The 23,647-nt window shown below is 55.8% G+C and carries 28 protein-coding genes; 12 read left to right on the forward strand and 16 right to left on the reverse strand.

Annotated features, from left to right (window positions below; translation table 11 throughout):
- Positions 1–75: 75 nt before the first annotated feature.
- From Z948_RS0111460 to Z948_RS0111470, 3 genes are all read right to left on the reverse strand, one after another.
- On the reverse strand, positions 76–948 hold the full coding sequence (locus Z948_RS0111460; RefSeq protein ID WP_025059708.1) for a TIGR01459 family HAD-type hydrolase: 873 nt from the start codon (positions 946–948) through the stop codon (positions 76–78).
- Between the two features lie 130 nt (positions 949–1,078).
- Positions 1,079–1,999: a manganese-dependent inorganic pyrophosphatase gene (locus tag Z948_RS0111465; protein ID WP_025059709.1), complete on the reverse strand. Its 921-nt coding sequence runs from the start codon at positions 1,997–1,999 to the stop codon at positions 1,079–1,081.
- A 99-nt stretch (positions 2,000–2,098) separates the two neighbouring features.
- Entirely contained in the window at positions 2,099–2,461 is a 363-nt protein-coding gene (locus Z948_RS0111470) for an MmcQ/YjbR family DNA-binding protein (protein WP_025059710.1), read from the reverse strand.
- Between the two features lie 53 nt (positions 2,462–2,514).
- Here Z948_RS0111470 and Z948_RS0111475 point away from each other — a divergent pair, with 53 nt between their 5' ends.
- The 6 genes from Z948_RS0111475 (at position 2,515) to Z948_RS0111500 (ending at position 8,412) form a co-directional block, all read left to right on the forward strand.
- Entirely contained in the window at positions 2,515–3,192 is a 678-nt protein-coding gene (locus Z948_RS0111475; protein ID WP_025059711.1) for a DUF2161 domain-containing phosphodiesterase, read from the forward strand.
- Positions 3,193–3,362: 170 nt separating this feature from the next.
- Positions 3,363–3,650, forward strand: coding sequence for a co-chaperone GroES (locus Z948_RS0111480; protein WP_025059712.1), 288 nt, complete (start codon positions 3,363–3,365; stop codon positions 3,648–3,650).
- A 73-nt stretch (positions 3,651–3,723) separates the two neighbouring features.
- Positions 3,724–5,370 (forward strand): chaperonin GroEL, encoded by a 1,647-nt coding sequence (gene groL / locus Z948_RS0111485; protein ID WP_025059713.1) that lies wholly within the window; start codon positions 3,724–3,726, stop codon positions 5,368–5,370.
- Positions 5,371–5,585: 215 nt separating this feature from the next.
- Positions 5,586–6,419: a DMT family transporter gene (locus Z948_RS18055; protein ID WP_037952232.1), complete on the forward strand. Its 834-nt coding sequence runs from the start codon at positions 5,586–5,588 to the stop codon at positions 6,417–6,419.
- 87 nt (positions 6,420–6,506) lie between these two features.
- The gene (locus tag Z948_RS0111495; RefSeq protein WP_025059714.1) at positions 6,507–7,283 is read left to right on the forward strand and encodes an alpha/beta fold hydrolase; all 777 of its coding nucleotides are present in this window, start codon (positions 6,507–6,509) and stop codon (positions 7,281–7,283) included.
- Complete coding sequence (locus Z948_RS0111500; protein ID WP_025059715.1) at positions 7,270–8,412, forward strand: alpha-D-ribose 1-methylphosphonate 5-triphosphate diphosphatase; 1,143 nt, start codon at positions 7,270–7,272, stop codon at positions 8,410–8,412. Before Z948_RS0111495 ends, Z948_RS0111500 begins: the two co-directional genes overlap by 14 nt.
- A 3-nt stretch (positions 8,413–8,415) precedes the next feature.
- On the opposite strand, the gene Z948_RS0111505 is transcribed toward Z948_RS0111500, so the two are convergent.
- The 3 genes from Z948_RS0111505 to Z948_RS0111515 all read right to left on the reverse strand — a co-directional run bounded on the left by Z948_RS0111505 (position 8,416) and on the right by Z948_RS0111515 (position 10,286).
- Positions 8,416–9,483: a 5-(carboxyamino)imidazole ribonucleotide synthase gene (locus tag Z948_RS0111505; RefSeq protein WP_025059716.1), complete on the reverse strand. Its 1,068-nt coding sequence runs from the start codon at positions 9,481–9,483 to the stop codon at positions 8,416–8,418.
- A complete protein-coding gene (gene purE / locus Z948_RS0111510) occupies positions 9,476–9,964 on the reverse strand; it encodes a 5-(carboxyamino)imidazole ribonucleotide mutase (protein ID WP_025059717.1) in 489 nt (162 codons plus the stop codon). The genes Z948_RS0111505 and purE overlap by 8 nt, the downstream gene beginning before the upstream one ends.
- Before the next feature lie 97 nt (positions 9,965–10,061).
- Positions 10,062–10,286 carry a YdcH family protein gene (locus Z948_RS0111515; protein WP_025059718.1) on the reverse strand — a complete coding sequence of 75 codons (225 nt, stop codon included), beginning with the start codon at positions 10,284–10,286 and terminating at the stop codon, positions 10,062–10,064.
- A gap of 163 nt (positions 10,287–10,449) precedes the next feature.
- On the opposite strand from Z948_RS0111515, the gene Z948_RS0111520 reads away from it, so the two are divergent.
- From Z948_RS0111520 to Z948_RS0111530, 3 genes are all read left to right on the forward strand, one after another.
- Complete coding sequence (locus Z948_RS0111520) at positions 10,450–10,863, forward strand: Hsp20 family protein (RefSeq protein WP_025059719.1); 414 nt, start codon at positions 10,450–10,452, stop codon at positions 10,861–10,863.
- Between the two features lie 4 nt (positions 10,864–10,867).
- On the forward strand, positions 10,868–11,089 hold the full coding sequence (locus Z948_RS0111525; RefSeq protein WP_025059720.1) for a DUF1150 family protein: 222 nt from the start codon (positions 10,868–10,870) through the stop codon (positions 11,087–11,089).
- 178 nt (positions 11,090–11,267) lie between these two features.
- Positions 11,268–12,428 (forward strand): iron-containing alcohol dehydrogenase, encoded by a 1,161-nt coding sequence (locus Z948_RS0111530; protein WP_025059721.1) that lies wholly within the window; start codon positions 11,268–11,270, stop codon positions 12,426–12,428.
- Positions 12,429–12,509: 81 nt separating this feature from the next.
- Here the strand turns inward: Z948_RS0111530 and Z948_RS0111535 are convergent, their stop codons facing one another.
- The 5 genes from Z948_RS0111535 to trxB form a co-directional block, all read right to left on the reverse strand.
- Positions 12,510–13,103, reverse strand: coding sequence for a YeeE/YedE thiosulfate transporter family protein (locus tag Z948_RS0111535; RefSeq protein ID WP_025059722.1), 594 nt, complete (start codon positions 13,101–13,103; stop codon positions 12,510–12,512).
- 3 nt (positions 13,104–13,106) lie between these two features.
- On the reverse strand, positions 13,107–13,658 hold the full coding sequence (locus Z948_RS0111540) for a YeeE/YedE thiosulfate transporter family protein (protein ID WP_025059723.1): 552 nt from the start codon (positions 13,656–13,658) through the stop codon (positions 13,107–13,109).
- Between the two features lie 199 nt (positions 13,659–13,857).
- The gene (locus tag Z948_RS0111545; RefSeq protein WP_425427133.1) at positions 13,858–15,888 is read right to left on the reverse strand and encodes a bifunctional sulfate adenylyltransferase/adenylylsulfate kinase; all 2,031 of its coding nucleotides are present in this window, start codon (positions 15,886–15,888) and stop codon (positions 13,858–13,860) included.
- Between the two features lie 182 nt (positions 15,889–16,070).
- Positions 16,071–16,520, reverse strand: coding sequence for a ribose 5-phosphate isomerase B (rpiB, locus tag Z948_RS0111550; protein ID WP_025059725.1), 450 nt, complete (start codon positions 16,518–16,520; stop codon positions 16,071–16,073).
- Between the two features lie 34 nt (positions 16,521–16,554).
- Entirely contained in the window at positions 16,555–17,502 is a 948-nt protein-coding gene (gene trxB, locus Z948_RS0111555) for a thioredoxin-disulfide reductase (RefSeq protein ID WP_025059726.1), read from the reverse strand.
- 235 nt (positions 17,503–17,737) lie between these two features.
- On the opposite strand from trxB, the gene Z948_RS0111560 reads away from it, so the two are divergent.
- Entirely contained in the window at positions 17,738–18,238 is a 501-nt protein-coding gene (locus tag Z948_RS0111560) for an Lrp/AsnC family transcriptional regulator (RefSeq protein WP_025059727.1), read from the forward strand.
- 30 nt (positions 18,239–18,268) lie between these two features.
- Here the strand turns inward: Z948_RS0111560 and Z948_RS0111565 are convergent, their stop codons facing one another.
- The 5 genes from Z948_RS0111565 to lgt form a co-directional block, all read right to left on the reverse strand.
- Positions 18,269–18,946, reverse strand: a complete 678-nt coding sequence (locus Z948_RS0111565) for a Hint domain-containing protein (RefSeq protein WP_052033191.1) — start codon at positions 18,944–18,946, stop codon at positions 18,269–18,271.
- Positions 18,947–19,369: 423 nt separating this feature from the next.
- Positions 19,370–19,516, reverse strand: coding sequence for a hypothetical protein (locus Z948_RS19075; protein ID WP_169736157.1), 147 nt, complete (start codon positions 19,514–19,516; stop codon positions 19,370–19,372).
- A gap of 287 nt (positions 19,517–19,803) precedes the next feature.
- Positions 19,804–20,556, reverse strand: coding sequence for a peptidoglycan editing factor PgeF (gene pgeF / locus Z948_RS0111575; protein WP_025059729.1), 753 nt, complete (start codon positions 20,554–20,556; stop codon positions 19,804–19,806).
- Positions 20,553–21,614: a class I SAM-dependent methyltransferase gene (locus Z948_RS0111580; protein WP_025059730.1), complete on the reverse strand. Its 1,062-nt coding sequence runs from the start codon at positions 21,612–21,614 to the stop codon at positions 20,553–20,555. The genes pgeF and Z948_RS0111580 overlap by 4 nt, the downstream gene beginning before the upstream one ends.
- On the reverse strand, positions 21,611–22,495 hold the full coding sequence (gene lgt, locus Z948_RS0111585) for a prolipoprotein diacylglyceryl transferase (protein WP_025059731.1): 885 nt from the start codon (positions 22,493–22,495) through the stop codon (positions 21,611–21,613). The genes Z948_RS0111580 and lgt overlap by 4 nt, the downstream gene beginning before the upstream one ends.
- 91 nt (positions 22,496–22,586) lie before the next feature.
- On the opposite strand from lgt, the gene Z948_RS0111590 reads away from it, so the two are divergent.
- The gene (locus Z948_RS0111590) at positions 22,587–22,826 is read left to right on the forward strand and encodes an accessory factor UbiK family protein (RefSeq protein WP_025059732.1); all 240 of its coding nucleotides are present in this window, start codon (positions 22,587–22,589) and stop codon (positions 22,824–22,826) included.
- Positions 22,827–23,139: 313 nt separating this feature from the next.
- Positions 23,140–23,640 (forward strand): type III secretion system chaperone family protein, encoded by a 501-nt coding sequence (locus tag Z948_RS0111595; protein ID WP_025059733.1) that lies wholly within the window; start codon positions 23,140–23,142, stop codon positions 23,638–23,640.
- The last annotated feature ends 7 nt before the right edge of the window (positions 23,641–23,647 follow it).

Genomic DNA, 23,647 nt, shown 5'->3' on the forward strand with positions numbered 1-23,647 from the left:
AATAAACATGCGGGCGATATGCCCGTGGTGTAACTTAATTACTTTGCAAGTGCAGAAATGCAAGCCAAAAATATGTCAGCGAAGATGCCCTATTGTGAAGCTGGGATTCAGTTTTTCCTTTTCAAGGTAGTCCCTTAGGGCTGCCTCGTCTGGTTGCGTGGTCGTTTTTGTTTCTGCAGCAGCCAACCCACCCGAGATGAACAGGGAATCGATTCCCTCATCGATGCCGCCTTTTACATCCGTGAGAATGCCGTCCCCGATCGCAAGGATGTTCTGATCAGGGATAGAGGAGGCCAGCTTGTACAGGCGGCGGCGAGCCAGATCATAGATCGGCGCGTGGGGTTTGCCAAAATACAGGCTCTCTCCGCCCATTTCGGTATACATCTTGGCCACGGCGCCCGCACACCATTCGCGTACCTCGCCACGATCGACAACGATGTCGGGGTTGGCACAGAGAAGTTTCAAACCCCGCGACAGGGCTTGCTCCAATTCGGGGCGCCATGTTTCGGGATCTGCCTGTGCGTCAAAGGGGCCAGTACAAACAATGCCTGTGGCTTCTTCTAGCGGGACACGCGTGATTTCCTGCGGGTTTTCCAGAATATCCAGCGGGTCGAAAAAGCGGCTGTCGGTGACGGGGCCATAATGCCAGACCTTGTTACCGACCACGCCGCGATACATGGCTGAGCGCGCGGAATCGCCAGAAGTGGCAATCGCGTCATAGGCGTCTTCGGGCACTTTGAAGTGGATCAACTGTTTGACCACCCCCGCGCGGGGGCGCGGCGAGTTGGTAACCAGAATGACGATGCCGCCCGATTTGCGGTATTCCTGAAGCGCGGTAACCGCACTGGGAATTGCTTCGACGCCGTTATGAACGCAGCCCCATAGATCGACGAACAAAGCGTCGTAATTCGCAGAGATCACGGAAAGGGAATTGATGATACGGGTCATTGTGCGGCTCTCTGTAAGATCGGTTTGACGTTGGGATAGCCGAGCCACGCACAGATGCAAAGGGCGTAGGGTAAATGAAAAAGGGCCCGCCTTTTGCAAAGCGGACCCTTTCGAATTCAATGTAGGTAGATCAGACCTTGAGGTTCGGGATGATCTGCTTTTTGCGGCTCATGATGCCGGGAAGAACAACTGTGTCGCCAGAAACGGCGGCGCCAAAAGATTTTTCCGCGATGGTTTTGGTCAGCTCGTTCGGCACCAGCATGGTGGCTTCTTCGTTCAGGATGTCGACAACGAACAGCAGAACCTGATCTGCGCCATCTTCGGTCGCAACGCCTGGCATTGCGGCCATCAGCGCGTCTTTGCGGTCCAGAACAGCGGCTGGGGAGGTGGTTTCCAGAACGGAAACGCGCAGCTGCTTGCCGTCTACTTCGAATTCCTTGCTGTCCATGCGCAGCAATTCCGCCTCAGAGAAGGAGGACACGTCAGACTTGGCAGCGAACATTGCCGCGGCGTAGTCAGAGATGTTGATGCCCAGCTGTTCGGCCAGTGACCATGCAACGGCTTTGTCTTCTTGCGTTGTGGTCGGGCTGCGGAATTCCAGCGTGTCGGACAGGATACATGTCAGCATCGCGCCTTTTACGGCGTCAGGCATTTTTGCCATGTCTTTGCCGATCAGCTTCCACATGATTGTTGCGGTACAGGCCAGAGGCTCGATCACCATGTGGATCGGACCTTTGGTTTCCAGACCACCAACCAGTTTGTGGTGGTCGATGATGGCGGTGATGTCGGCGCCGTTGATGTTTGCAGGCAGCTCGGCTGGGTTGTTGGTGTCAACGATCACAACAGGCTGGTCGTCTGCCACGTCTTCAATGATTTCCGGCTTGTCCAGTTTCCAGTGGTCCAGCATGAACAGCGCTTCGGTGTTTGGCTCGCCCAGCAGGACAGGTTTGGCAGGTACACCTACAACGTCGTTCAGGAACCAAGCCCAGATGATAGGGCTACCGGTGCTGTCTGTGTCTGGTGATTTGTGGCCGAAAACGAGAGTTGTCATTATGCGCTCCTGCAGGAAATTTGGATCAATTTCGCGCCTTATAACAGGAACGCTGGCCTTGTCACGGGGGCAATATAACAGGGCGGCTATGTGCCCCGCCTAAACCTCTTTTATCCCCAGCGAAGCGCGCATTTTCTTGGTCAGACCAGCGGCAACCATCTCATAAGAGGCGCGAATGTGATCCTTTAGGCTGTCGTCCGACAGGCCGGGTTCGGCGTAGTGTTGGATCCACTTTAACCCCCGTGACGCCATATAGGGCGCTGGCTGCAATCCGGGGCTGTCTGAGAGGATCTCAAACGCCATATGGGATGTCTTGAACGTTGCTGTTGCGCCGCTGTTGCCCATGCCGATGATGGCAAAGACTTTGCCGCCGATCTTGTACACATCCGCGTTGCCCCATTGCACAACATGGGTGGCGTGGGGCTGGGCGGCGCAGAATTGGGTTAGCTCATCACGTGTCATCAGGGCAGTTTAGGGGGATTCACGATGTATGGGAATGGTGCTAGTTTCAGCACATGACAACACGCGAGACAGATTTATACCCGCCCGTGAAATCCTTTCTTGAGGATCAGGGCTATGTGGTAAAGGCCGAAGTGGGCGCGGCTGATGTTGTCGCGGTGCGGGGTGCTGAACCGCCCGTGGTTGTTGAGCTAAAGCTGGGGTTTTCGCTAGCGCTATTCCATCAATGTATCGAGCGGCTAAAGGTCAGCGATGATGTCTACCTTGCCGTTGCGCATAAATCGGGAAAACCGTTTTACAAAGCCGTCAAGGCGAACACGGCAATGGCGCGGCGGTTGGGCCTTGGGCTGATGACGGTGCGGGTCGAAGATGGATTGGTGACCGTTCACTGTGATCCTGGCCCCTATGCCCCCCGCAAAAACGCCAAACGCAAGGCGACGTTGCTAAAGGAATTTGCCCGTCGTCAGGGTGATCCAAATGACGGGGGGCAAACACGGGCGGGGCTGGTGACGGCCTATCGGCAGGATGCGGTGAAAATCGCCGTCTATCTATTCGAGGTTGGTGCAAGTAAAGGCGCGGATGTTGCGCGTGAAACCAGCGTCAAACGGGCCACGACCATGATGCGAGACAACCACTATGGCTGGTTTGAGAAAGTGGAAAAAGGGGTTTATGGGATTACACCCGCTGGCGCCGAAGCTGTCTCGGTTGCGTCTCGTGTGCTTGGGGTTGACTAAGGTGCTGAATGCGGGTTTCCGAGTTTTCTTTGTCCAGTTGTTGACTCACGCCCGACTCCTCCCTACCTATCGCTTGTTGTCACTCGACCTAGGTGAGTGATAACGGCTGGCCGCTTCAGGTGAAGGGCCGGTCATAGAGATATAACTTTGAGCATCAAGGAGCTACAAAGATGGCATTGACACCGCTTCACGACCGCGTGCTGGTAAAGCGCACAGAAAGCGAAGAGAAAACTGCTGGCGGGTTGATTATTCCCGATAGCGCGAAAGAAAAGCCTTCCGAAGGTGAAGTCGTTTCTGTAGGCGAAGGCGCCCGCAAAGACAGCGGCGAACTGATCGCACCAGCGGTAAAAGCAGGCGACAAAGTTCTGTTCGGCAAATGGTCCGGCACAGAAGTAACCGTCGACGGCGTAGAAATGCTGATGATGAAAGAAAGCGACATCATGGGGATCCTGTCCTGAACATAGGGCAGGTGGGTTTCACCCACCCTACGACACGCTTTCCATCATAAAACTAAATTAGGAGATTTCGAAAATGGCTGCAAAAGACGTCAAATTCGGTACAGACGCGCGCAACAAGATGCTCACAGGTGTGAACATTCTGGCAGACGCTGTAAAAGTTACACTTGGCCCAAAAGGCCGCAACGTTGTTCTGGACAAATCGTTCGGCGCACCACGCATCACCAAAGATGGTGTATCTGTTGCTAAAGAGATCGAACTGGAAGACAAGTTCGAGAACATGGGCGCACAAATGGTTAAGGAAGTTGCTTCCCGTACCAATGACGAAGCAGGCGACGGTACAACAACCGCAACTGTTTTGGCTCAGGCCATCGTTAAAGAAGGCATGAAATCGGTTGCCGCTGGCATGAACCCGATGGACCTAAAGCGCGGCATCGACATGGCGACTTCCGCTGTTGTTGAAGCGATCAAATCCGCTGCACGCCCTGTTTCCGACAGCGACGAAGTTGCTCAGGTTGGTACAATTTCTGCAAACGGCGAAGCGGAAATCGGTCGTCAGATCGCAGACGCGATGCAAAAAGTTGGCAACGAAGGCGTTATCACTGTTGAAGAGAACAAAGGTCTGGAAACAGAAACCGATGTTGTTGAAGGCATGCAGTTCGACCGCGGTTACCTGTCCCCTTACTTTGTCACAAACTCTGACAAAATGACTGTTGAGCTGGAAGACGCGATCATCCTGCTTCACGAGAAAAAACTGTCTTCCTTGCAGCCAATGGTTCCACTGCTCGAGCAGGTGATCCAGTCGCAAAAGCCACTGGTTATCATTGCAGAAGATGTTGAAGGCGAAGCGCTGGCAACTCTGGTTGTGAACAAACTGCGCGGCGGCCTGAAAATCGCTGCGGTCAAAGCACCTGGTTTCGGCGATCGCCGCAAAGCCATGCTGCAAGACCTTGCAGTTCTGACAGGTGGTCAGGTGATCTCTGAAGATCTGGGCATGAAGCTTGAGTCCGTAACAATGGACATGCTGGGTTCCGCCAAGAAAGTTCAAATCACCAAAGACGAGTCCACAATCGTTGATGGCGGTGGCGACAAGGGTGACATCGAAGCACGTGTTGCACAGATCCGTAACCAGATCGAAGAAACCTCATCCGACTACGACCGTGAAAAACTGCAAGAACGCGTTGCCAAATTGGCTGGCGGTGTTGCTGTTATCCGTGTTGGCGGCATGACCGAAGTAGAAGTGAAAGAGCGTAAAGACCGCGTTGATGACGCCCTGAACGCGACACGCGCTGCTGTTCAAGAAGGCATCGTTGTTGGTGGTGGTGTTGCTCTGGTTCAGGCGGCAAAATCGCTTGACGGTCTGGAAGGCGCAAACAACGACCAGAACGTTGGTATCACAATCGTACGCAAAGCGCTCGAAGCGCCGCTGCGCCAGATTGCTGAAAACTCCGGCGTTGACGGTTCCGTTGTTGCGGGCAAAATCCGCGAAAGCGACGACCTGACATTCGGCTTTAACGCTCAGACCGAAGAATATGGCGACATGTTCAACTTCGGCGTGATTGACCCTGCAAAAGTGAGCCGCACAGCTCTGCAGGACGCAGCATCCATCGCGGGTCTGCTGATCACAACCGAAGCAATGGTTGGCGATCGCCCGTCCAAAGACGGCGGCGGCGCAGCAATGCCTGACATGGGCGGCATGGGCGGCATGGGCGGCATGATGTAAGCAACCGCTTACGGATGCCTCTCTGAGGTCTGCAAGCCTTCGGGCAACCAGATCAAGAGATGCCACCTGTCTGCAAAGACAGTGCAAAGGGCCCGCTTGGGCCCTTTGTCACGTTTAGGGCGATGACGATCAGCCCATTCAAATGCCGAAGAAGTGAGGGCGACTGCCTGTCGAAACTCCTTGGCTGAGCCGCTGGGACAGGTTAGGCCCCCCTTATGCGTTTGATCCTTTTGACTGTCCTCACCATGTGCGCCTTTGCCGCCAATTCGCTGTTAACCCGCGCGGCGGTTGACGGTGGCCATCTTGGCCCTGGCGCCTTTGCGATTGTTCGCGTTGCCGCTGGTGCTCTGATGCTTTCTGGCATTGTGTTGTGGCAAGGCAAGGCTTTGCCCCTGTTCAATCGCACCCGCCTTGTTGGGGCGATCAGCCTCACGGCCTATATGTTCGGGTTTTCATTGGCCTACTCAACGCTTGATGCGGGGTTGGGGGCGTTGATCCTGTTTGGTGTTACCCAGATTGCGATGTTTACCCATTCAGGCGTTACCGCAGCCAAACCGACTGCGCGCCAGCTGAGCGGCGCGGCGCTAGCCTTTGCTGGGTTGCTGCTGGTTCTGTGGCCGAGCACGGAAGCGACAACAGACCCTATCGGCGCAGGCTTGATGATCTTGGCAGGGCTTGGCTGGGCGGCCTATTCCATCGTCGGGCGCTCGTCCGCTGATCCTTTGGCTGCGTCGGCTGCGAACTTTGTCTTGTGCTTGCCGATCCTTACAATCCTTCTTTTCAACAGCGATTTTTCTGGGGACGCTCAAGGTATCCTATTGGCCGTGATCAGTGGCGCGGTGACATCGGGGCTGGGTTATGCCCTTTGGTACAACGTCTTGCGCCAAATGCAGGGGACAACAGCTGCGATTGTACAGCTCAGCGTCCCCGTGATTGCAATTGTCGCCGGAGCGGCCCTGCTGGGCGAGGCAGTTTCTGGCACTGTTTTGGTCGCCGCGGCCTTGGTTGTTGGGGGGATCGGTTGGGCGGTGAGCGCCAAGAAACCTTAGGCACCCTAACAGCCCAACCAAATAGTTTTAGCCAAGCCCCCGCGTAAGGGGCTTACAAGCCAGCCGAATGCCACTACATAGCGTGGCATGAGAATAACAGCGATCATATGCGCCTTTGTCCTGATGGCCAGCGCGGCCCAAGCGCGCTGTGTCATCCTGCTGCACGGTCTTGCCAGAACCGAAAGCTCCTTTGCCTTGATGGAGGCGGCACTGGAGGCTGAGGGTTGGCGCGTGATCCGCCCGGGCTATCCGTCTACCGAGGCCCCGATCGAAGAGCTAACCCGCAGAACAGTACCGGATGCCGTTGCGGCCTGTGGTACAGAGAAAGTTGATTTCGTTACCCACTCGATGGGCGGCATTCTTGTTCGTCAATGGGTGGCCGAGGTCGGGCCAGACCAAATCGGGCGCGTGGTGATGTTGGGGCCGCCAAACCAAGGCAGCGAAGTCATTGACGAATTGCGTGACATCATTGCCTTTGACTGGATCAATGGCCCCGCTGGAATGCAGATGGGCACAGGCGAGGATTCTTTGCCGCGCAGCCTGCCAGATGCGAATTTTGAATTGGGTGTGATCGCAGGATCGCAATCTCTCAACCCATATTTCTCGTCCGTTTTACCCGGGCCGGATGACGGCAAGGTGACGGTCGCCTCAACCCGCCTTAGGGGGATGAAGGCCCATATTACCTTACCTGTGACCCATACATTCATGATGAATAATCCGCGTGTCATTGCCCAAACGGTAGAATTTTTGAACACGGGCCTGTTTGACCCCGATCTAACTTTGTTGGGTGCTGTGCTTGAACAATTAGGCTGCCCCGAAGGCGACTGCCTCAGCGGAGAGGATAAGCAAAGTGTTAAACCTTGATCTGACAGGTGCCGAGATTTTGGGGCGGGCAGGGCTTCACCGTGACGGGCTGTCCTTTGCGGATGGCGTGATCGTTGATGCTCCTGTGGGGCGTGCAGTTGATCTAAGCGGGTATCTGGTGCTGCCCGGTATTGTCGATGTGCATGGGGACGGGTTTGAACGCCACCTTGCCCCCCGTCGCGGCGCGATGAAGGATATGGCCGAGGGCCTGATCGCCGTCGAGGCCGAGCTGGCAGCAAACGGCATCACCACCGCAACCTTGGCCCAGTTCATCAGCTGGGAAGGGGGCGTGCGCGGGCTAGAGTTCGCCGAAGAGGTGTTTAGCCACCTGCGCGATGTCGCGCCAAAGATGGTGACCGATCTACGCGGCCAGCTGCGCTTTGAAACCTATCAGCTAGAACTATATGACGAGCTGCCAGCCAAGATGGACGAATGGGGGCTGCGGTATATCGTGTTTAACGATCACCTCCCGCATGACCGCCTCAAGGAGGGTCGCCAGCCGCGCAGGTTGGTTTCCCAAGCCTTAAAGGCGCGGCGCAGTCCTGAAAACCATTTGGCGCTGATGCAATCGCTTGAGTCTTATGCGGATGAGGTTCCCTCGGCGCTGGATTGGTTGTGTGGGCAACTGGGGCAACGCGGCATCGCCATGGGCAGCCACGACGACGCCACCGCCCCGCAACGCGCAGCATGGGCCAAACGCGGCGTAAACGTGGCCGAGTTCCCCGAAACGCTAGAAGCCGCCGAAGCAGCAAAAGAGGGCGGCGGCATCGTGGTTATGGGATCGCCCAACGTGGTGAGAGGCGGGTCGCACAACCTGAATGTGTCGGCTGTAGACCTGATTGCCATGGGGTACTGCGATGCCCTTGCTTCGGATTACCATTACCCCAGTGCGCGGCGTGCGGCGCTGATGTTGTGGCAAAACGGCATGCTGGATTTGGCTGGTGCGTGGTCTTTGGTCTCTGCCGGACCTGCGGCCGTGCTGGGCCTGTCAGATCGGGGCACCCTAGAGGCGGGCAAACGCGCTGATATGGTTGTGCTGGATCGTGACAGCCTGCGGGTGGCTGCCACGTTGGTTCAGGGGCGTGTCAGCTATATGAGCGGTGACATCGCCGCGCGGTTCATGGGCTAGGGGCTAGCGCGTAACCCTGTTCACGTGACCCATTTTCCGACCCGCCTTGGTTTCGACCTTGCCATATAGGTGAATGGCACAGTTGGGTTCCTTGGCGAGGGCGGGGATCGCGTCAACATCGTCACCGATCAGGTTTTCCATCACGACATCCGCGTAACGCGTGCCATCACCCAGTGGCCAGCCCGCGATGGCGCGGATGTGCTGCTCAAACTGATCAACTGCGCAGCCGTTCTGTGTCCAATGGCCCGAGTTATGGACCCGCGGGGCGATCTCATTCACGATTAGCCCTTGTGGCGTCACAAACAGCTCAACCCCCATTACGCCGACATAGTCCAGCGTGTTCAGGATCTTGGCGGCCAACAGCACGGCATCCGTCCGCAAGCGCGGCGGCAGCTTTGCTGGAACAGTGGTGGTGTGCAGGATACCGTCGCGGTGGATGTTTTCGCCGGGATCGTAACAGGCGATTTCGCCCTGCGGGTTGCGCGCCGCGATGATCGAAATTTCGATGCTGAAGTTCACAAACCCTTCCAGCACCGCAGGCGCACCCGCCATATCGGCAAGGGCTGTTGCCGCATCCTCAGGCGTTTTCAGGCGCGATTGGCCTTTGCCATCGTAACCAAAGCGGCGGGTTTTCAGGATCGCGGGTGTGCCAACGCTGGCCACAGCCGCGTCAAGGCTGGCGGCATCAGTAACGTCTGCGAAAGGCGCAACCGTCAGGCCAATGTCCTGAAGAAAGGTCTTTTCTACCAACCTGTCTTGGGAGGTGCCAAGCGCGCGGCGGTTGGGGTGGATCGGGGTAATCGCCTCGATCACATCCAGCGCTTCGGTCGGGATGTTTTCGAATTCATAGGTGACCAGATCAACCGACTGCGCAAAGGCGGTCAGCGCGGCGGTGTCGTCATAGGCTGCGGTGGTCACCGCATTGGCGACGTCTGCGGCGGGCGGGTTGCTACCGGGTTCATAGATGTGGGTGCGCAGACCCAAACGGGCGGCCGCCACGCTGAGCATGCGGCCCAATTGGCCGCCCCCCAGAATACCAATCGTTGCACCAGTGGGGAGAGGATTAGTCATCGGTAGGAACTTCCGGAATAGAGGCGGAAAGGGCGTCACGCCACGCATCAAGGCGTGCGGCGATTGCATCGTCTTTCAACGCAAGGATGCCAGCGGCCATCAAGGCAGCATTTGCAGCACCAGCTGACCCGATCGCCATGGTGGCAACGGGAAATCCGCGTGGCATTTGAAGAATGGAATACAGGCTATCAACACCCGACAAAGCGCGGGTTTGCACAGGCACGCCCACAACAGGCACACGCGTCTTTGACGCCATCATACCGGGCAGGTGGGCCGCACCCCCAGCGCCAGCAATGATCACCTGTAGCCCGCGATCAACAGCCGTTTTGCCGTATTCCCACAAACGATCAGGCGTGCGGTGGGCCGAGACGATGCGCGTCTCGTATGCGATGCCCAGCTCATCCAGCAATGTTGCGGCTTCGCGCATGGTGGACCAGTCAGACTGGGAACCCATAATAATACCAACGGGGGGAGTGCTCATAGCGCTGCGGCCTTTACGTCAAAGTTTCGAAGCCGGCACTATAGCCAGCTAACAGGGGAGGGCAATGTGGTGAGGCAATTTGCGTCGCCGTTTGCACCTAGGCGATAATGTCGGGGGTTAAACGGTCTTCGATCTGGGCGATCCGGTCTTTCAGCATCAATTTGCGCTTTTTTAATCGCCGCATGGTCAACTGATCGGATGTGCCGCGTTCATTTAGGGCATCAATGGCATCATTCAGGTCGCTGTGCTCGCGGCGAAAGACTTCCAATTCGACGCGCAAGACCTCATCGGTTTTCATAGAGAGATCGGTAGGTGCATTCATGGCTGTGATTCTCGCTAACAACTATAGTTTTATTCATAAGCGTTAATCGCTTTGTCGCATAGCCCTTGCGCCACGCGGCAACTATTCCCATATTCATGGGGTGTCGTTGCCAATCATGGGACGGCCCAAGACTGTCGCTTGAGATGAAAAGGACGTGTCGCTGATGACGAAACTAACGCTGGCTTCCTATCCCCACATGCTGGGATTCGAACAGTTGGAAAGGGTGCTGGAACGCAGCGCTAAATCCGGCAACGAGGGCTATCCGCCTTTCAATATTGAACAAACCTCCGAGCGAAGCTATCGCATCACGCTGGCTGTTGCAGGTTTTGCAGAGGATGAACTGTCGATCACCGTCGAGGACCGCCAATTGGTTATCCGTGGTCGGCAAAAAGACGACAGCGAAGGCCGCGTGTTCTTGCATCGTGGAATCGCTGGGCGCCAGTTTCAGCGCAGTTTTGTGCTGGCCGATGGTGTCGAAGTGGGCGAGGCGCTTATGGAAAACGGTCTGCTGCACGTGGACCTGACCCAAGCCAAACCTGAAACCGTTGTGCAAACAATCAATATCCGAAAGGGGTAGAGCTATGGAAAATACCGAAATGACAGGACCGCAGGACCGGACCGTATACGTCAAAACGATTGCCGTAACCGATCTGCCCCGCGAAGTGCGCGATCAGGCCGAAGGGCTGGACCAATTATATGCGGTTCATGATGCCAAGGGGCAGCAGCTTGCCCTTGTGGGGGATCGCAAGCTGGCCTTTGATTTGGCGCGCGAACATAATTACGCGCCTGTTTTGGTGCATTAGGGCCACCTGCAAAGGCGCCGAAGCAAATCAGGGGATCGCAGAAATGCGGTCCCTTTTTCCGTTGAAAGGGCATGCGCCAGAAAAACAGTGACGCAAGGGTGTCAGCGCTAAAGCCAAGGTATGAATTGACCTGCGCTTGGGGTCTGCGCAGTATCTCCTTGGGAAGAGGAGCGTTTTTATGAAGCCATTTAATTTCAACACATCTGCCAGCATTAGATTTGGCGCTGGGCTTTTGGCTCAGATCGGGGATATGACCAAAGCCGAAATTGGCTCGCGGGTGTTGCTTGTCACGGATCCGGGGATGATGGCCACTGGGATCGTTGAAAAGGCCTTGGCTGCTTTGCAGGAGGCGGGGGTCGCGGTCACGCTCTATCAGGATGTTAAGGCTGATCCGCCCGAAGAGGTGATAAACCACTGTGCGCAATTGGCGATCCAGTCAAAGGTGCAAGGGGTCATCGGATTGGGCGGCGGGTCTTCGTTAGATGTGGCAAAGCTGGTGGCGTTGCTGGGGATGGGGCGCGAAAGCCTCAAAGATGTCTACGGTGTCGGCAATGCCAAGGGGCCGCGGTTGCCTCTGATTTTGGTGCCCACGACATCGGGCACAGGCTCTGAAGTGACGCCAATTTCTATCGTGACAACGGGTGAGAGCGAAAAAATGGGCGTTGTCTCACCGGTTCTTTTGCCTGACATCGCGCTGCTTGACCCAGAGCTGACATTGGGCTTGCCACCCCATATCACGGCGGCAACTGGGATTGATGCGATGGTCCACGCGATCGAGGCCTATGCCTCGGCCAGCCCAAACAACAATCCGATTTCCCGCAAGCTATCGACCGAAGCCTTGCAACTGATGGGGGCATCGTTGGAAACAGCAGTGCATTCGGGCGATAATATACAGGCGCGCTCGGACATGTTGCTGGGATCAATGCTGGCAGGGCAGGCGTTTGCCAACTCACCTGTGGCGGCGGTTCATGCGCTGGCCTATCCGATTGGCGGGCATTTCCATGTGCCACACGGGTTATCGAATGCGCTGGTCCTCCCCTATGTGCTGCGCTTCAACGCAGAAGTTGCCCCAGAGCCATATGCCGAAATTGCAGGTTTCGCCTTTCCGGAATTGGCAAAAATTACAGATGTGAAAGAGCGGGCAATGGCCTTTTGTGATGCAATGGCCGCGCTGTCCCAGCGCTGCGGTCTGCAACAAAGCCTGCGAGAGATGGATATCCCAAAAGACGTCCTGCCCAAGCTTGCAAGCGATGCGATGAACCAGACACGCCTGCTGGTGAATAACCCACGCGAACTTTCAGAGGCTGACGTGTTGGGGATCTACACCGCAGCTTGGTAGAGGTTGGCCGCGATTGAAAAGGCCAACCCGTTAGGGCTGGCCTTTGGTCGTTTTGGGTGCAAAAGCTGCTGGTTAGCAGGATTATTCTGCAGGCACTTCGGCAGCTGTTGGCCCCCCGACAAGGCGATCAGGCAAAACAAACGCGACACCGATCAGGATCAGGCCCAGAATAACACCAAGGATATCACCTGGCAGAGTAGACACCCCTGAGAACTTTGATCCCGGAACCGCGCCAAGGGTAACCTTGCCACCAGCGATGCTGTTCAACAGGCCGCTGGCCTCCCATGCGGGGTAAGTTGCCATATAGGCCGCTGCACCCAAAAGGCCCCCAGCAATAAAGAACAATGCGTCTTTGCGACCAGAAGCCGCTGCGCAAACCCCTGTGCCGGGGCAGTAGCCGGAAGCAGCCCAGCCAATACCCAACATGATCCCGCCGATAAAGACGCCGACATATGCGGATTTAACGCTCATATGGGCAACATCGACCAAGCCAAGCATCTGGCCCACAAACATCAATGTCGACCCAACACCAATCGCCAGCAAGATTGTCTTCATGAGGTGTAGATGCTTGAGGGCCAGCATTTTGCCGATCCAGTCAGGGCTGGTGGCGCCAATGCGATCCAAAGTGGCACCAAAGATGCCGCCGATTACGAGAGCAAGAATAATGGATGACATGGTTTAGGCCTCCTTTTTAAACATGATCAGGGCGGTCGGAACGGCAGCAGCAAACGCGCCAGCGGCAAAGATGTAGCCGGACAGGGATGTTTGCATCATGCCCGACATCATATGGCCAGACGTACAGCCACCAGCCAGACGCGCACCGTAAAGTACGATAAAGCCAGAGATAAATACGGCGATGTAGCGTTTGGTTGATGAATCGCCAAAGTTGGCGCGCCAAATCGCTGGGACCGCACGATCAGAGGCAGTGATGCCGCCGCGTGCCATTGCAGAAACTGCCGCGCCAATAACCATAGCGATGACAAAGACAAAACTATAATTGATCGGGTTCGCCGCGCTCTTGGCGTATTTACCGTTGGACTTGGCCATATAGGCGTTTGTAGATGTATAGCCTTCATCGGTTTGGGTGATAAAATTAGGATTGACGGCATCTGCGACGATACCGTCAAGAATGACAAACTGGGTGCTTACGCCAATAGGTTTGACCAGCAAAACAGCCAGAAAGAAAACAAAGCCTAACAAGACCCCGCCAGTTTTCCAGTTTAGTGGCATTGTGCCTCCTCCTTTAGGAATTGAACTCACTTGGATGAGGTTTTTTGCATACACATTCACACATTCGAATTGATGTGGATCAATATTTTGGAAAAATGAAAAAGTGACGTGGCGGCACTTTTGGGGCAGGGGGGCTTTGAAACGAAAAAAGGCCAGCCCGTTGGGGCTGGCCTTTGATTTTCTTTTGCTGAAGAAAGGCTTAGCCTTTGATCAGGCCCATGCTTTCCAGCTTGAGCAGAACTTGGTGTGCGCAGTTGTCTACGTCAACATTTTCTGTCTCAACGCTCAGCTCGGGGCTGACTGGAACATCGTAAGGGTCTGAGATCCCTGTGAATTCCTTGATCTTGCCTTCGCGCGCCAGTTTGTACAGGCCTTTGCGGTCGCGGCGTTCACATTCCTCGATCGAGGTCGCAACATGCACTTCAACAAAGGCACCAAAGGCTTCGATGTCTTCACGTACCGCGCGGCGCGTGGTGGCATAAGGCGCGATAGGCGCACAGATGGCGATGCCGCCGTTTTTGGTGATCTCGGACGCAACATAGCCGATGCGGCGGATGTTCAGATCGCGGTGCTCTTTGCTAAAGCCCAGCTCGGAAGACAGGTTTTTGCGCACGATGTCACCGTCCAACAATGTCACAGGGCGGCCGCCTTGTTCCATCAGCTTGACCATCAACGCGTTGGCGATGGTGGATTTACCGGAACCGGAGAAGCCTGTGAAGAATACGGTGAAACCCTGTTTCGCGCGCGGTGGCTTGGTGCGGCGCAGCTCTTTTACAACTTCAGGGAAGGAGAACCACTCAGGGATTTCCAGACCTTCAGCCAAGCGGCGGCGCAGTTCCGTGCCCGAGATGTTCAGGATGGTCACATCGTCTTTGTCTTTGATTTCGTCCATGGCTTCGTACTGGGCGCGCTCTGCTACCCAAACCATGTGTTTGAAATCGACCATTTCGATGCCCATTTCTTCCTGATTGGCGCGGAAGAGCTCTTGTGCGTCATAGGGGCCGTAGAAATCTTCGCCCTGCGAGTTCGAGCCAGGGCCCGCGTGGTCGCGGCCAACGATGAAGTGCGTGCAGCCGTGGTTTTTACGGATCAGACCGTGCCAAACGGCCTCACGTGGGCCAGCCATACGCATGGCAAGGTTCAGCAAAGACATGGCTGTTGTTGCTTGTGGGTACTGGTCCAGAACTGCCTCATAGCAGCGCACGCGGGTAAAGTGGTCCACATCGCCGGGCTTTGTCAGGCCAACAACAGGGTGGATCAACAGGTTCGCTTGGGCTTCACGTGCCGCGCGGAATGTCAGCTCTTGGTGGGCGCGGTGCAGCGGGTTGCGGGTTTGGAATGCAACCACTTTGCGCCAGCCCATTTTGCGGAAATGCGCACGCATTTCGTTAGGTGTGTCGCGGCGCGATTTGAAGTCATAGTGAACGGGCTGCTGGATGCCTGTGACAGGGCCGCCAAGGTATACTTTGCCCGCTTGGTTGTGCAGGTAGTTTACCGCTGGGTGCGCGTCATCATCGGCGCCGAATACTTTTTCCGCTTCGCGCGCTTTGTTTGGGACCCAGTTGTCGGTGACAGTCATGGTCGCCAGAATAACGCCTTCTTGGTCGCGCAACGCGATGTCTTGGCCTGCTTCCAGTGAGGCGGCAAAGTCTTCGGACACATCCAGCGTGATTGGCATTGGCCACAGGCTGCCGTCGGCAAGGCGCATGTTTTCAACAACACCGTCATAGTCTTCTTCGGTCAGGAAGCCTTTCAGCGGGTTGAACCCGCCGTTCATCAGCAGTTCCAGATCGCAGATCTGACGGGGTGTCAGATCGTGGCTAACCAGATCAGCGGCTTCAAGTTTCAGCTTTTCCGCGCTGTCATACGACACATACAGCTCTGGAATGGGGGCAAGGTTGTTTTGCATGAGTTTAGTCCTGATTTTTAAAGGAGAATGGTCCGAAGCTGTGCCTGTCAGTTCAGCGTGCAACGCTTCATATTCAGCAAATTTTCGGGATAAAAATTGGTTGGCGATGCGGTTCTTTTCGGCCTCGCCACGCGGGGTAATCGCATAGGCATAACGGGCGCGTTTGTCTGGCCCGTTATGGTCACTGATACTGACAAGCCCTGCGTCGGTTGCTTGGCGCAAAAGCGCGTTAAACCGTCCCAAAGATACGCCAATAGCCGCCGCAGTCGCGCGCTGGGACGCGGAAGGCGCGTTGTCCAGCTGCCGCAGCAGGCGGAACATTTGATCCTCCTGCTCGGAGGTGACTTTTTCGGGCGAGATTGCCATGGGATCGACTCAAGGTTTGTTCACGGGTGAACAAATAGCGCAAAAGTATGTTCATGCAAGAACAAACTTTCGACCTGCGCTGCAGTTCGCCCATTGTGGGGGAACTGCAACAGGTCGGATCTGGCCCTATAGGGGGGCTAGCCCTCGATCGCTTTGATCATGTCGACACGTTTTGCGTGGCGCCCACCTTCGAATTCCGCATCCAGAAAGGCATCAATGATATCAATCGCCAGACCCGCGCCAATCACCCGCGCCCCGATTGAAATCATGTTGGCGTCGTTGTGCTGGCGGATCATTCGCGCCGAAAACGTGTCAGAGCACACGCCGCAGCGGATGCCCTCTACCTTATTGGCGGCCATCATGATGCCTTGACCGGTGCCGCAGACGATGATCCCCAGCGCGCAATCGCCTGACGCAACCTGCCGCGCGGCGGCTTCGCCGTGTTTGGGGTAATCGGTGCTTTCTGCCGTGGCAGGGCCGATATCAACGGCCTCATAGCCGCGTTCCGCAACATGTGCGGCAATGGCCTGACGCAGAGGGATATCGGCGTGATCGCTTGAAATGACGATGCGGGTTTTGGGGGTCATGGTCTGTGCCTATCTCTACGTCAGGGGTTTTGGGTTATTCGTCGTCGACTTCGGCCAAAAAGCGTTCAGCCTCTAGCGCCGCCATACAGCCCATGCCAGCGCTTGTCACCGCTTGGCGGAATTTGTGATCCGTCAGGTCACCTGCTGCGAATACCCCAGGGATCGAGGTTTCGGTGCTGTCTGGTTTGGTAACAACATAGCCGCCCATATGGGTTTCTAGCGTATCTTTCACCAATTCATTGGCAGGGGCGTGGCCGATGGCAACAAAAACGCCTTTGCAGGGGATGTCGGTGATTTCACCCGTCTTTGTGTGCTTTACCTTAATGCCCTCAACGCCCAAGGGGCTGTCGGTGCCGTAAACTTCTTCCAGCTCATGGAACCACAGCGGCTCGATCTTGGGGTTCTTCTCTAGGCGGTTGATCAGGATTTTCTCTGCGCGCAGTTCATCGCGGCGGTGAACCAACGTTACCTTTGAGGCAAAGTTGGTCAGGAACAGAGCCTCTTCAACGGCGGTGTTGCCGCCACCGATCACTACAATCTCTTGGCCGCGATAGAAAAAGCCATCGCAGGTTGCGCAGGCGGAAACACCAAAGCCTTTGAATTTTTCTTCGGTCTCTAGGCCGATCCATTTGGCCCGTGCGCCCGTTGCAAGGATCACGGCATCCGCTTCATAGGTGGTGCCGCTGTCGCCTTTTGCGATGAACGGACGCTTGCTAAGGTCAAGGTCAACGATGATGTCACCGATGATTTCTGTGCCCATCGCCTTTGCATGTGCTTCCATGCGGACCATCAGGTCGGGGCCTTGAACCTCAGAGTCACCAGGCCAGTTTTCGACCTCGGTTGTGGTGGTTAGCTGGCCGCCAGGCTCAATCCCTTGAACAAGGATCGGCTCTAGCAGGGCGCGGCTGGCATAGACGCCAGCGGTATAGCCTGTTGGGCCTGAGCCGATGATCAATAGCTTTGTCTTACGTGTGTCGGCCATGTGGCACCTTTGTAATATAGGAATCTGCGTTGCCTCCGATATATACGCCGCTTGGTGCGTCTTAAACCCCTTGAAGGGGGGCATGCGTTGCCAATACCGTGATGAGCCGAGAAACGCCTTGGAATGCGGCGGCAGAGTGCAATTTTCTCAATTGTCACAAAGTTGCGTCTTTGTGAAATAATGTTGCGTGTGGTAGCGTTATCTATATAACAATCGAAAATCCAATGGGGGGCATATGGCCGGTTCACGACTTGATCCGATTGATCGGAAAATTTTGGCTGAATTGCAGGCAGACGGCCGTATGACGAACGTCGAGCTGGCCAAAAGGGTTGGTATTTCCGCGCCACCTTGTTTGCGCCGTGTGCGCACCTTGGAAGAGCAAGGTTTTATCCGTGGCTATCACGCCGATGTCGATGCCCGTGAATTGGGTTTCGAGGTGCAGGTTTTCGCGATGGTCGGGTTGAATAGCCAAGCCGAAGCAGACCTATCCGCCTTTGAGGATCGCTGCCGTGAATGGCCGCTTGTGCGCGAATGTCACATGCTGAACGGTGAGGTGGATTTCATGCTAAAATGCGTGGCGCCTGATCTTTCCAGCTTTCAAAGCTTTTTGACCGAAGATCTACTGAAGGCTGATAATGTAGCCAGCGTGAAAACCTCGCTGGTCATCCGGAACGCCAAGGATGACCCCGGCGTTCCGTTCGACGTTTTGGAGGAACGTTTGAGCATAGAGGCCTGATAGGGAACCTCCTGCTCAAGAGAGAGATTTTTAGTGCGTGTCCACTTCGGGTGCGCGCGGGTGTGCCAGCGGACCAAAATCTGACAGATGCCCAATGCGCGGGAAGAGCGAGATAAAGCGATCGCGCAGCGAATGGCTCACCTCGCGTGGCCCAGCAGCGCCAGGGTGGAATGTTTCCATCTCAATGCCATCCACCGTGATAACCGCATGGCGTGACAGGCAAATATGGAACAGGCGTGTCGGTGTTGGCGGCGTCACTTCGATCACGTTTACACCGTCTACAAATTTGGACGCTGGGGTAAGCAGCTGTCGGCCATCAGCCAAACCGCGCAGGTTTGCTGGCGTGTGCAAAATACGTGCGCCCGGTCCAACGGTCAAAGCGCGCTCGGGGCGTGACTGGCCCAAAGCATCTGGCATGATGCGCACCAGCGGCGTGCGCTTGCCGGTATCCGCAGGAGAGAATGTCGATGTGCCCACCCAGATCAGTTCGGCGGCTTCACCCGTGGCGGTTTCAACCATATCACCCGGTTGCAGGTCTTCTACTGCGACAGGGCCCATCGTGGTCTGAATAAGGCTCCCATGCGTAAAGGCTGAGAATGCGTCTTCGAAAAGAGAAATTGCCGGAGCAGTACCCTGACCAATGAAAAGAGAATCGTCTTCGCGCAGGGCGGCGATTTCATAAGTGCGCGTGGTCATTTGGGCGCTCATCTGGGGCCTTTTTGAATTTGGCATGGAAGCAGCTGTCATTCCGTAGCCTGTTTTACGTGCTGCGGGGCGAGCGGCAGCTGGATTTGCAGTTAGTGTCATGCGATTCACCTATCATGGTTTGTCACATCCCTCGTCGGCCCCCACCGACAACGACGGAAATAACGTGTTGGTCATTTCGTGTCTTTCGTGAGACCTAATTCGCCCTTTTTCTGCCCGATTGTCAAAGATTCCATTACATTTGGTAGGTTTTGATCGCCAATTCCATAAACTTTACGGGTTTTGTTTCCACTTCTTTGGGTGGTTCCGCCACATTCTGGCTAAGAATCAGAAAACCCCTCCCTGCGTTTTTTCGCAGAAAGGGGTTTTAAGATGGTTGCAGACTACGAGGGGACAGGAGGATGTCTGCTTCCGGAGAATTTGGTTTTAGGCTGATTTACGCAGAGGCGTTTCAGCGGCGCGGCGCTTTGCAATGAATGCTGCGCGGCGGCTGCCCCGTGCCCAAGGCATGACTGTATCGTTTTCAGCGGCTGCTTTTGTGATCGATTTGATAAAGCGTGCGTTCGTTTTCATGTCTCTGTACCTCAGTGTGCTTTTGTTTTGGGCGCTGGCCCTTGCTTGAGACTGAATATGACGGGGCATTCTGGCTGGTTTTGGGCATCTGAATAAAAATTTCGAAATTTCCACGCCGCATTTACCAAGGATTGTGACGGCTTGGCCTTATTCACCTGAACCCCATAAAAATAGGGGTTTGCGTGGCTATTGTGCGGATGTTGGCAACAATGATCTGGATTGTTTCGCCGCCGTTAACGACAAACTGGGGCAGAGCCGTGACAGGGTTTGCCCAGATTGTGCCCGATTCAAAGAGTGATCGCGGCGATCAGGCGACCGTAATCCGCCTCTTTGGCGTGGGTGGTGCGCCGATAGGAATAGAATCGATCAGAATCAGAAAAGGTGCAATGGCGCGTCCATTCAGCATGGCCAACACCAGCTGCGCGCAAACGGTTCAGGCCAAAGCCGGGAAGGTCGAACATCATTCGATCCCCTTCACCATTGATAAAGTAACGCGCATATTCGGGATCTTCGGCCATAAAGCTGTCGAGGAACTCAGGACCAACTTCATAGGCGGCTTGGCTGATGGCGGGGCCGATGACAGCCACGATATTTTCGCGCTTTGCCCCCAACTGCTCCATCGCATCCACGGTAGAATGCAAAACACCGTCTAGCGCGCCGCGCCATCCGGCGTGGGCCGCGCCAATCACACCCGCCTCTGCATCTGCAAACAACACGGGCTGGCAGTCGGCACTTAGTACAGATAGCGCAAGGCCGGGGGTGGCTGTGACCAGCGCATCTGCGCGGGGCTTTTCCGCCATCGGGGCATCGACAGTAATAGCTGTCGAGGAATGTATCTGGTGAACGCCCAGCAAATGATCGGGCGCAACCCCCATCGCTTCGGCCACGCGCGCGCGATTGATCGCTACGATTTCGGCTTGATCCGTAGACCCCTGCCCACAATTCAACCCCGCAAACACGCCAGAGGACGCACCGCCACGGCGGGTGAAAAAACCATGTGTGGTCCCGATGGCATCTGAGGTTAAGATTTCGAGGGTCATGTTTCTAATCCCGGTAGCATGGGTTTGCCATTTGGCACGATTCCAAAAGTCTTGAACAAGGTTCCCATTTCCTCAGGGTGCGTCAAGCGGCGATGTGCTGCAATGTGGTTCTCTAGCGCGGTGCCGCTTAGGGATTGTGCCAAGGCCTGCGCGCGCGCGGTTATACCCAACCGTTCCAGAAACACACCTTGGCCAGTAACGCGGCTGGCGGTGCAGGGGGCAGCGGCGGCCAGCAGGGCTTCGAAATCCACATGCGCGGTCAGGTCCGCATGGCCCGGATTGGCGAGCGGATCAGTTGTTTCGTGGTTTTGCACCGCTTGAAGCGTGTCACCCAAACTGCGCCAATCGCCGTAATCAAAAATCAAGGCTGCACCACCAAATTGCTCTAGGCGTAAACAGACTTCGGACAGAACGGGGGCTACAGCTGCGCAATCTTCGATCAGGTCCCCGTCTTTGGTGTCTTCTAAACGGTGCGACAGGGCAGGTTGTTGCTGGCTTGGGCCAAGGCCAAAGACAAGGGCGCCGTCCTGAACGCCGATCTGCCTTTCGCGCCAGTTGTCTGCATCGCGGATGAATTGGCGGATGGGCAGGGCATCGAAAAACTCATTCGCGACGAGGAAGGTCGCCTGTTGTGGCAACTCTTGGATGGTGTTGATCCATGTCGGGGCATAGCCTGTCAGGGATTTCGCCTGCGCGTCACGCAGGGCAGGCGAGGCCTCTAGCAAAACAACCTGTACCGCGTCCCGAAAACCGGGAACACCTGCCGTTGCGCGTAAAACATCAGCCATCAGCGTCCCACGGCCGGGGCCAAGTTCGGCAAGTGTAAAGGGCGAGGGGGCGCCTTGATCTATCCATGCTTGGGCCAAGGCCAATCCGACAAGCTCACCAAACATCTGGCTGATTTCCGGCGCGGTGATAAAGTCGCCTTTGGCACCAAAGGGGGGGCGTGTTGTATAGTAACCGAACTCAGGGTGGAGCAGGCAAGCCGACATATAGGCGTCCAGCCGCATAGGGCCTTGTGCTGCGATCTGCGCGATGAGGATGTCGCGCAAACTCATGCTGCGCGCCGCGAGCGGATGATAAAGTAGAGGCCAATCGCGATCATAGGCAGGCACAGGATTTGCCCCATGGTCAGGCCATAGCCGCCAATATGCCACGCAAGACCCAGTGGGTTGCCGTTGCTAATGAATTGGGTATCGGGTTGACGTACGAATTCAACAAGGAAGCGCGCGATGCCGTATCCTGCAAGGAATGTCCCCATAACGCGGCCGGGGAATTTAAAGGCACCCCGTTTCCATACCAGCCAGATCAGAATGCCCCCCAGAACAAAGCCCTCAAGCGCGGCTTCGTAGAGTTGTGAGGGGTGGCGGGCGCAGATGCCCAAGACATCAGGACAATGTTGCGCCGCCTCGGTTGGGAAGGCGACCCCCCAAGGCGCATCTGTCGGACGGCCCCAAAGCTCGGCGTTGATGAAATTCGCGAGCCGCCCCAGCAGGAGCCCCGGAGCAATCCCAAGGGCGATCAGGTCTCCGGCGCTGATCCGCGCGATCTGGTGCCGCCCTGTATAGATGAACGCGGCCACGATCACACCCAGCGCCCCGCCATGAAACGACATTCCGCCTTCCCACACTCTTATGATCTGAGTTGGGTTGGAGAGGTAATAGGCAGGTTGATAGAAAAGCACATACCCCAGACGCCCCCCAAGGATAACGCCCAGAATAACCCAAGTCAGAAGGTCTTCGATCTGGGCACCTGTCATAACCGGCTTATCGTCGCGCCAAAGGCGCGGTGTGTTCGCAGCGCGCAAAACCAAACGCCAGCCCAGTAAAATGCCGACGATATAAGCAACAGCATACCAGCGCAGGGCGAATGTCATGCCAAAAAAGGTGAGGCTGAAAATCTCGGGAGAGATATCGGGGAAGGGAATAAGTGCGTGCATGCGCTGATTGAGCGCGACAGCGCGGGGAAGTCAACCTTGCATGATAGCGCAGGTGACCCCATATAGGGCGCATAGACAGTGGAGAGACCAGATGCAGACCCGCAACAAAATTTTTGACGACCTGAGCCAGATCATGACCAACGCAATGGGCGTGGCGCAAGGGGCAAAGGATGAAGCGGAAAATGCGATGAAAGGCATGATGGACCGCTGGCTGGCCGATCGCGATTTTGTGACCCGCGAAGAATTTGATGCCGTGCGCGCGATGGCCCAAAAAGCGCGCGAAGAGAATGAAGCGCTCAAAGCGCGGCTGGATGCGCTCGAAGCGAAGTAATCCAAAGGTCGCGCTGCCGCGCGATTTCTTCTTTTATTTGCGCCCCCTCACGTGATCGCCTTCGGTTTTAACCGGAGGCGTTTTGTTTTTGGGTCGGTTTTGCATGCGAAATAATCGCTAATAATAACTAATTATTAGGGTTATCCCCGAAAGAATGAGGTTATCCCCAGAAAAAGGCTTGCCAGACACTACCCATGCCGCCACCATATATTGTAGGACGCACAGGCAAATCCGCGTTCTATAGCGTAAGCACCCAAGGTTCAGAGGCGATCACAGGTCTCACCGCTTTGGGTATAACAATAAAGGTGGCAAAATGGCCCTGTCCGAGCAGTATTTGGAAGACGACATTCACCCGATCGACATCGTTGAGACGCTGGCAACCCATCATGATTGGGATTTTGACCGTATCTCTGACGAACAAATTGCTATGTCCGTTGAGGGGCAGTGGCGCACATATTCGTTAACTTTGGCGTGGTCCGCCTATGATGAAACGCTGCGCCTGATCTGTTCTTTTGATATGGATCCGCCAGCAGATAAAATCCCTGCGTTATACGGATTGCTGAACGAAGTGAACGACCGCTGCTGGTCTGGTGCCTTCACCTATTGGGCCGAACAGCAGATGATGGTTTATCGCTATGGTCTGGTCCTGTCAGGAGGCCATATTGCCAGCCCCGAACAGATCGACACGATGATCGCCTCGGCTGTGATGAGTGCCGAACGCTATTACCCTGCGGTGCAGATGGTTGTTTGGGGCGACAGAACGCCAAAAGACGCAATGCAAGTCGCCATTGCAGAGGCCTACGGGCGCGCGTAACTCTTTC

The sequence above is a fragment of the Sulfitobacter donghicola DSW-25 = KCTC 12864 = JCM 14565 genome (assembly GCF_000622405.1).
In the GTDB taxonomy this organism is placed as follows: domain Bacteria; phylum Pseudomonadota; class Alphaproteobacteria; order Rhodobacterales; family Rhodobacteraceae; genus Sulfitobacter; species Sulfitobacter donghicola.

Excerpts from the sequence above, each read along its gene's own strand:
- Z948_RS0111530 (WP_025059721.1), top strand. The coding sequence starts at position 11,268 with ATGAAGCCATTTAATTTCAACACATCTGCCAGCATTAGATTTGGCGCT.
- Z948_RS0111545 (WP_425427133.1), bottom strand. The coding sequence starts at position 15,888 with ATGTTCCGCCTGCTGCGGCAGCTGGACAACGCGCCTTCCGCGTCCCAG.
- Z948_RS0111525 (WP_025059720.1), top strand. The coding sequence starts at position 10,868 with ATGGAAAATACCGAAATGACAGGACCGCAGGACCGGACCGTATACGTC.
- pgeF (WP_025059729.1), bottom strand. The coding sequence starts at position 20,556 with ATGACCCTCGAAATCTTAACCTCAGATGCCATCGGGACCACACATGGT.
- trxB (WP_025059726.1), bottom strand. The coding sequence starts at position 17,502 with ATGGCCGACACACGTAAGACAAAGCTATTGATCATCGGCTCAGGCCCA.
- Z948_RS0111505 (WP_025059716.1), bottom strand. The coding sequence starts at position 9,483 with ATGACTAATCCTCTCCCCACTGGTGCAACGATTGGTATTCTGGGGGGC.
- Z948_RS0111495 (WP_025059714.1), top strand. The coding sequence starts at position 6,507 with ATGAGAATAACAGCGATCATATGCGCCTTTGTCCTGATGGCCAGCGCG.
- Z948_RS0111595 (WP_025059733.1), top strand. The coding sequence starts at position 23,140 with ATGGCCCTGTCCGAGCAGTATTTGGAAGACGACATTCACCCGATCGAC.
- Z948_RS0111590 (WP_025059732.1), top strand. The coding sequence starts at position 22,587 with ATGCAGACCCGCAACAAAATTTTTGACGACCTGAGCCAGATCATGACC.
- groL (WP_025059713.1), top strand. The coding sequence starts at position 3,724 with ATGGCTGCAAAAGACGTCAAATTCGGTACAGACGCGCGCAACAAGATG.
- Z948_RS0111520 (WP_025059719.1), top strand. The coding sequence starts at position 10,450 with ATGACGAAACTAACGCTGGCTTCCTATCCCCACATGCTGGGATTCGAA.
- Z948_RS19075 (WP_169736157.1), bottom strand. The coding sequence starts at position 19,516 with ATGAAAACGAACGCACGCTTTATCAAATCGATCACAAAAGCAGCCGCT.
- Z948_RS0111535 (WP_025059722.1), bottom strand. The coding sequence starts at position 13,103 with ATGTCATCCATTATTCTTGCTCTCGTAATCGGCGGCATCTTTGGTGCC.
- Z948_RS0111465 (WP_025059709.1), bottom strand. The coding sequence starts at position 1,999 with ATGACAACTCTCGTTTTCGGCCACAAATCACCAGACACAGACAGCACC.
- Z948_RS0111565 (WP_052033191.1), bottom strand. The coding sequence starts at position 18,946 with ATGAGCGCCCAAATGACCACGCGCACTTATGAAATCGCCGCCCTGCGC.
- Z948_RS0111515 (WP_025059718.1), bottom strand. The coding sequence starts at position 10,286 with ATGAATGCACCTACCGATCTCTCTATGAAAACCGATGAGGTCTTGCGC.
- Z948_RS0111475 (WP_025059711.1), top strand. The coding sequence starts at position 2,515 with ATGACAACACGCGAGACAGATTTATACCCGCCCGTGAAATCCTTTCTT.
- lgt (WP_025059731.1), bottom strand. The coding sequence starts at position 22,495 with ATGCACGCACTTATTCCCTTCCCCGATATCTCTCCCGAGATTTTCAGC.
- Z948_RS0111540 (WP_025059723.1), bottom strand. The coding sequence starts at position 13,658 with ATGCCACTAAACTGGAAAACTGGCGGGGTCTTGTTAGGCTTTGTTTTC.
- Z948_RS0111580 (WP_025059730.1), bottom strand. The coding sequence starts at position 21,614 with ATGAGTTTGCGCGACATCCTCATCGCGCAGATCGCAGCACAAGGCCCT.
- Z948_RS0111460 (WP_025059708.1), bottom strand. The coding sequence starts at position 948 with ATGACCCGTATCATCAATTCCCTTTCCGTGATCTCTGCGAATTACGAC.
- Z948_RS0111470 (WP_025059710.1), bottom strand. The coding sequence starts at position 2,461 with ATGACACGTGATGAGCTAACCCAATTCTGCGCCGCCCAGCCCCACGCC.
- Z948_RS18055 (WP_037952232.1), top strand. The coding sequence starts at position 5,586 with ATGCGTTTGATCCTTTTGACTGTCCTCACCATGTGCGCCTTTGCCGCC.
- purE (WP_025059717.1), bottom strand. The coding sequence starts at position 9,964 with ATGAGCACTCCCCCCGTTGGTATTATTATGGGTTCCCAGTCTGACTGG.
- Z948_RS0111480 (WP_025059712.1), top strand. The coding sequence starts at position 3,363 with ATGGCATTGACACCGCTTCACGACCGCGTGCTGGTAAAGCGCACAGAA.
- rpiB (WP_025059725.1), bottom strand. The coding sequence starts at position 16,520 with ATGACCCCCAAAACCCGCATCGTCATTTCAAGCGATCACGCCGATATC.
- Z948_RS0111560 (WP_025059727.1), top strand. The coding sequence starts at position 17,738 with ATGGCCGGTTCACGACTTGATCCGATTGATCGGAAAATTTTGGCTGAA.